Origin of the sequence: Ochrobactrum sp. XJ1 (assembly GCF_024701725.1) — a bacterium.
Classification (GTDB): domain Bacteria; phylum Pseudomonadota; class Alphaproteobacteria; order Rhizobiales; family Rhizobiaceae; genus Brucella; species Brucella anthropi.
On the sequence record NZ_VDGD01000046.1, the window covers coordinates 1 to 3827 of the forward strand.

Below are 3827 nucleotides of genomic sequence, written 5' to 3' on the forward strand. Positions count from 1 at the left end.
CTTGAGTTATCCGCAGCAACCCATAATGCGAAGGAAGGCGGCCAGATTGCCTAAAGTTCGGGGTTTCGGGCCACCTTCCTCCGCATTATTTCAGAGCGTGTCGAGCCAGGCGAGAACGCTCGTATCGCGTTTCCACGAGGGCTGGCGGGTGGGTGTTTCGGGAGCACCGACCTTTTCCAATGCCTTGCGCTTTGTTTCGAGGTTGGCTCTGGCGTAGTGGTTGGTTGTGTCGAGGCTCACATGACCGAGCCAGCTACGGATGACCGTGACGTCGACGCCCGCCGATATGAGATGCACGGCGGTTGCATGCCGGAAGGCGTGGGGCGTCACATGCTTGTCGCGCAGGGTTGGTGAGGTTTCGGCCGCTGCCTTCACATAGGCGGCAAGCTTGAACCGGACCCCCGATGCGCTGAGCGGTTCGCCATAGCGGTTAACGAACAGCCTCTGGTTTGGCGCCCGTGGTTGCCGTTCGAGCAGCTTCTGCAACAATATCACGGTTTCCGGCCAGAGCGGGCAGATGCGTTCTTTTCGACCCTTTCCGGTGAGGCGCACGCAGCTCGGACTGTCGAACCGGACCGCATCGGGGCACAGATCGAGCGCTTCCTGTATTCGCGCGCCGCTGTTGTAGAGGAACGAGAGCAAGGCGTGGTCGCGCATACCTTCGAGTGTCGAACGATCAGGCTGAGCCAGGATAGCCGTCACTTCCGCCGGGTCCAGATAGCAGGGTTCCGACACCGGACCGCGCTTAATCGGGATGTTGAGGATTTCGACGCACTGGGCGATCGATCCGGGATCCTTGGTTGCAACGAAGTTGAAGAAGCTGCGTATCGCTGCAAGCCGGCAGTTTCGCGTGCCGATCTTGCCGCCGCGTTCGTGTTCGGCGTGACCGAGGAACGCAATGACCTCTCCGGCGGTTAGATCCGCCAGCGTGATCATCGCCACCTTCTTGCCTGAGCGCTTTGCGACGAACCGGAGGAAGAGTCGCCAGGCATCGCGATACGACCGGACCGTATGGATGGAGGCATTGCGCTGCTCGACCAGCCACTCGTAGAAGAACGCGCGCATCAGCCACGGGAACTGATTGTTCTTGCTCATGCCCGCACCTCCTGCCCGATATTGAGGCATGGCGCGCCCAGCACGCGGAACCGCTCATTGGCGTGATGCAGCAAGTCCTGCGTGACGGTGATGTAGACCAGGGTCGAGTTGATGTCCCGATGGCCGAGATAGGTCGCAAGGAACGGCAGACGATCCTGCGGATTGATGCCTGCCTCGTACCATTCGAGGATCCGGTTCACGACCATCGAATGCCGCAGATCGTGCAGGCGAGGTCCAGTTCGCCCCCGAGGCGGCTTCAGCCCGGCGCGGCGTATGACGTCAACCAGCAGCCAGGCGACGGCCTGCTTCGTATAGCGGTCACCACGCTGTTCGTGCCAGAACAGGCCGGAGCGCGGATCAAGGAACCCACCGGCGCGGCGTCGCGCTTCCGTATATGATCGAAGTTCTACCATCACACTGTCGGGCAGCGGCAGTATCCTGGTCTTGTAGAACTTGGTTTGGCGGATCGTGATCGTGCCGCCTTGGAAGTCCACGTCACCAAGATCGAGGCGAGCCAGTTCGCTTCGCCGCAGACCGGCGCAATAGGCGAGCAGCAGCATGGTGTAGATGCTCGACGGACGAAGCGGCGATCGAGGTGAAGGGTAAGAGCGGGCGATGTCGAGCATACGCAGCACATCGGACGGTGTGTAAATATGCGGTTTTCGCCAATGTCTGGCCACTTCCTTTTCTGGGCGCGGGTCAGGTCGGCGGGGCGGGATCGATGGGTCCTGATGGCGCAGGATTTTCGTGAGGACCCGTCGGAGCTTTTCGCACTCGTTGGGATGATTGCGCGTCGTTTTCGCCGCGGACCAGTGTTCAAGCATCACCTCGAGCGGCTGGTCCTGAAGCTCCGGGTTTAGCTGAAGAAAGCGGTCGAGCCGCCATAGCCGCATCGCTTGCGCAGTGTATTTGTAACCCCGGTTGCGCATCAATGTGACGTGCTCAGCCATCATGTTGCCCAGCACACTGCCGAATGGCCTGGGTCGGTATAGTTCGGCAAGCGCGCGATCCGGATCGCTGGAGGCCAGCGCGCGCCACACCGGCTTGCACTGTTTGATATTGCAAGCCTCACGCAGACTGGCGACGGGATTGCGTTCGATCGCTCCGGTTTCTTCAAGGTGATCGAGGAAACGGTCGATAATCCGGGTGCGGTGCAGCCGTGTCGTCGAGGCCCACCGGCCAGGCGACACATGCAACCATGCCACCAGCATGTCCTTGTCGAGCTTGCCGTGGCGTTCGGCGACATCCTGGAAGATGTTGAGCGCCTGCTTGTAGTAGATGGGGCTCTGCGTGGTGCGCAGGTTGAGGCCTGCAATGTACCGCGCGATCAGCTTGCGATCAGGGTCGGGCCAGTTCGTCATGACCGCACCTCCCGTCCCGGCACGTCGAGCGCGATGGCCCGAAGGTCCTCGGTGGCGAGCTTCAGATAGGGAGCTGTGGACTCCGTAGAGCGATGCCCGAGCAGATCGCCGATCACCTTCTGCGGCACGGCGGCGCGCAGCATTTCGACGGCGCGTGCATGGCGGAAGATATGGGAGCCGCTTTTACCAGCCGGCGTGATCCCGGCAGTCGTAAGCCGCCGCCGCACCATATTGGCCAGCATGCCGAGCTTACGATAAGGCGCGCGTGTTCGGACAAAGATCTCGCGAGCATTTGTGACAGGCCGCCCCGTCTGCAGATAGGCGAGCACGGCCTCACCCACCGGCGCCATCAATGGCAGGAATGAGTTGGCCCGGGTCTTGGTGTGCCTGATGCGGATCACTTCCGCCCGCCAGTCGATATCCTCGATCCGCAGGTTGCAGATTTCGCCCGATCTCAAGCCATAGGTCGCCAGCAATTGCAGGATGGCATGATCCCGCAGGCCCGTCGGCGTCTTATCCTCCCCCGAGGACTGCAAAACCGCCGTGACCTGATCGGGCGTAAGGATCGATGGCACCCCTTCATACGCATAGAGCAAGGGGGCGATGACATGCGGCGATAAATCGATGGCGACGCGCCCTGTTCGATGGAGATAGCGCAGCATCGAGCGAAGGCGCTCCGCCACATCCTTCACAGACCGGCGCGTCTGATGAGGGCTGCGCGTGTCCATGTAACGGTCGATGTCGCTGACGGTCATTGCCATCAGGCTGTCGGGACCGTGCCGATCGAGCTGCCAGACCAGAAAGTTACGGCCCTCCCACATCAGCGCGTCGATGCTGGCCGTAGCAAGGCCTCGTTCTTCGCGCAGCCAGGTCTCGTACTCGTCGCAGATGGCAAAGCGCAGTGCGTCGGCCGCGCAGGTCGCTTTCGGCGGGGACGGCCATTGGCCCTGTGCAAGCCGCAGCAAGGCATGGATTCCGGAGCGCGGGATAGAGTGCCAGTATGGCCCCGGAGATCGACCATGGCGCTTCCGGAACAGCGCTACCGCATGATGCAGGTAATGAACCACCTGCGTCTCGGTCACCTCCACAACATCGATGTTCTGCTGTGCAAGGTATTCGACGAACCCGCGCGCATAGGCGCAGTAGTTGCCGATCACCACCGGGCTGTATCGTTGGTTGGTCAGTACAATTCTGAGCTCGGCGATGAGCTCGTAATCAGCATTCAACATTATTGATTCCTCTGCTTGTCAAAACGACAGCAAAGGTCCGGCACAAAATAATGCTGAGCAAATCCCGCTCGCGGAAGCTGGAACCCCGCGGATTTCCAGCGGTGCGGCCGCCTTCCTTCGCATTATGGGCTGCTGCGGATAA

General features: G+C 61.0%; 3 protein-coding genes. All 3 read right to left on the minus strand.

Going from position 1 to position 3827, the window contains the following annotated elements; translation table 11 throughout:
* Window positions 1-90 precede the first annotated feature (90 nt).
* The 3 genes from FG152_RS26980 to FG152_RS26990 are packed head-to-tail and all read right to left on the minus strand — an operon-like array spanning window position 91 to window position 3685.
* Window positions 91-1095, minus strand: coding sequence for a site-specific integrase (locus FG152_RS26980; protein ID WP_125302977.1), 1005 nt, complete (start codon window positions 1093-1095; stop codon window positions 91-93).
* On the minus strand, window positions 1092-2456 hold the full coding sequence (locus FG152_RS26985; protein ID WP_125302979.1) for a tyrosine-type recombinase/integrase: 1365 nt from the start codon (window positions 2454-2456) through the stop codon (window positions 1092-1094). Before FG152_RS26985 ends, FG152_RS26980 begins: the two co-directional genes overlap by 4 nt.
* Window positions 2453-3685 carry a site-specific integrase gene (locus tag FG152_RS26990; protein WP_125302982.1) on the minus strand — a complete coding sequence of 411 codons (1233 nt, stop codon included), beginning with the start codon at window positions 3683-3685 and terminating at the stop codon, window positions 2453-2455. The genes FG152_RS26985 and FG152_RS26990 overlap by 4 nt, the downstream gene beginning before the upstream one ends.
* Between the last annotated feature and the right edge of the window lie 142 nt (window positions 3686-3827).

Excerpts from the sequence above, each read along its gene's own strand:
- FG152_RS26985 (WP_125302979.1), bottom strand. The coding sequence starts at position 2,456 with ATGACGAACTGGCCCGACCCTGATCGCAAGCTGATCGCGCGGTACATT.
- FG152_RS26980 (WP_125302977.1), bottom strand. The coding sequence starts at position 1,095 with ATGAGCAAGAACAATCAGTTCCCGTGGCTGATGCGCGCGTTCTTCTAC.
- FG152_RS26990 (WP_125302982.1), bottom strand. The coding sequence starts at position 3,685 with ATGTTGAATGCTGATTACGAGCTCATCGCCGAGCTCAGAATTGTACTG.